This is a genomic window from Kribbella sancticallisti, from assembly GCF_039530625.1.
GTDB classification, from domain to species: Bacteria; Actinomycetota; Actinomycetes; order Propionibacteriales; family Kribbellaceae; genus Kribbella; species Kribbella sancticallisti.
This window is the reverse complement of record NZ_BAAAOS010000078.1, coordinates 1-2,030: the sequence shown is the minus strand read 5'-3', so window position 1 is coordinate 2,030 and position 2,030 is coordinate 1. Positions and strand designations below refer to the sequence as shown.

Here is a 2,030-nt window from a genome sequence, read left to right as displayed (position 1 = left end):
CTACTCTCCCACGACCTCCCGGTCGCAGTACCATCGGCGCTGTCGGGCTTAACTTCCAGGTTCGGAATGGAGACTGGGTGTTTCCCCGACGCTATGGTCACCGTAACTCTATAGAAATATCAACCAACCACACTACAGTCACTCCGCCCCTGACGGGCAGATGGTGCTGGGGGTTGACCGTATTCCGGGAACCGTATAGCGGACGCGAACATCGTTTCGCAGCAGTCGTTGACCACCCGAGGGTGGTGTTGAGACAAGCCCTCGGCCTATTAGTACCAGTCAGCTCCACACCTTGCGGCGCTTCCACTTCTGGCCTATCAACCCAGTGGTCTACTGGGGGCCTTACCCGATTAACTCGGTGGGAGACCTCATCTTGAAGCGTGCTTCCCGCTTAGATGCTTTCAGCGGTTATCACTTCCGAACGTAGCCAACCAGCCGTGCTCCTGGCGGAACAACTGGCACACCAGAGGTTCGTCCACCCCGGTCCTCTCGTACTAGGGGCAGCCCTTCTCAAGTCTCCTGCGCGCGCAGCGGATAGGGACCGAACTGTCTCACGACGTTCTAAACCCAGCTCGCGTGCCGCTTTAATGGGCGAACAGCCCAACCCTTGGGACCTACTCCAGCCCCAGGATGCGACGAGCCGACATCGAGGTGCCAAACCATCCCGTCGATATGGACTCTTGGGGAAGATCAGCCTGTTATCCCCGGGGTACCTTTTATCCGTTGAGCGACGGTGCTCCCACATGCCACCGCCGGATCACTAGTTCCGACTTTCGTCCCTGCTCGACATGTCTGTCTCACAGTCAAGCTCCCTTGTGCACTTACACTCGACACCTGATTGCCAACCAGGCTGAGGGAACCTTTGAGCGCCTCCGTTACCTTTTAGGAGGCGACCGCCCCAGTCAAACTACCCACCAGGCACTGTCCCTGATCCAGATAATGGACCGAAGTTAGACAGCCAGAACAACCAGAGTGGTATTTCAACGATGACTCCACCCGAACTGGCGTCCGAGTTTCACAGTCTCCCACCTATCCTACACAAGTTGTACCGACCACCAATACCAAGTTGTAGTAAAGGTCCCGGGGTCTTTCCGTCCTGCTGCGCGTAACGAGCATCTTTACTCGTAATGCAATTTCGCCGAGTCCATGGTTGAGACAGCGCCCAAGTCGTTACGCCATTCGTGCAGGTCGGAACTTACCCGACAAGGAATTTCGCTACCTTAGGATGGTTATAGTTACCACCGCCGTTTACTGGCGCTTAAGTTCAAAGCTTCGCCGGCCTAAACCAGCTAACCTGTCCCCTTAACGTTCCAGCACCGGGCAGGCGTCAGTCCGTATACATCGAATTACTTCTTCGCACGGACCTGTGTTTTTAGTAAACAGTCGCTTGGGCCTGGTCTCTGCGGCCATCAACGCTTCCACGGGCAAGCCGTGTAACGCATCAGGCCCCCCTTCTCCCGAAGTTACGGGGGCATTTTGCCGAGTTCCTTAACCATGGTTCACTCGATCGCCTTGGTATTCTCTACCTGATCACCTGTGTCGGTTTGGGGTACGGGCGGCCCTAACACTCACTACGAAGTTTTTCTCGGCAGCATGGGATCATCCACTTCCCCTAAACGGGTCCGCCTCGGTTCTCAGGCTGTATGAGACACGGATTTGCCTATGCCTCGCCCTACCACCTTGCCCGCGGATCAGCTTGCGCCTACCATCGCCGCGGTTGGACTGCCCTCCTGCGTCACTCCTTAGTGCACCTAATACCAGTTAGGGTCGAAAGATCCACCGATCCGTCCGAAGACATCACAGCTTCTCGTTCTTAGCATCACCAGGTTCGGTCGGGTCGTGTTAATGCCGGTACGGGAATATCAACCCGTTGTCCATCGACTACGCCTGTCGGCCTCGCCTTAGGTCCCGACTTACCCAGGGCAGATTAGCTTGACCCTGGAACCCTTGATCATTCGGCGGACGGGTTTCTCACCCGTCATTCGCTACTCATGCCTGCATTCTCACTCGTGCAGCATCCACAACTAGAT

The 2,030-nt window shown here is 56.2% G+C and carries 2 rRNA genes; both read right to left on the bottom strand.

Features of this window, described 5'->3' with window-relative positions:
• Positions 1-105 (bottom strand): 5S ribosomal RNA (gene rrf / locus ABD255_RS43430); the annotation flags it as partial.
• A gap of 144 nt (positions 106-249) precedes the next feature.
• Positions 250-2,030, bottom strand: a 23S ribosomal RNA gene (locus ABD255_RS43425); the annotation flags it as partial.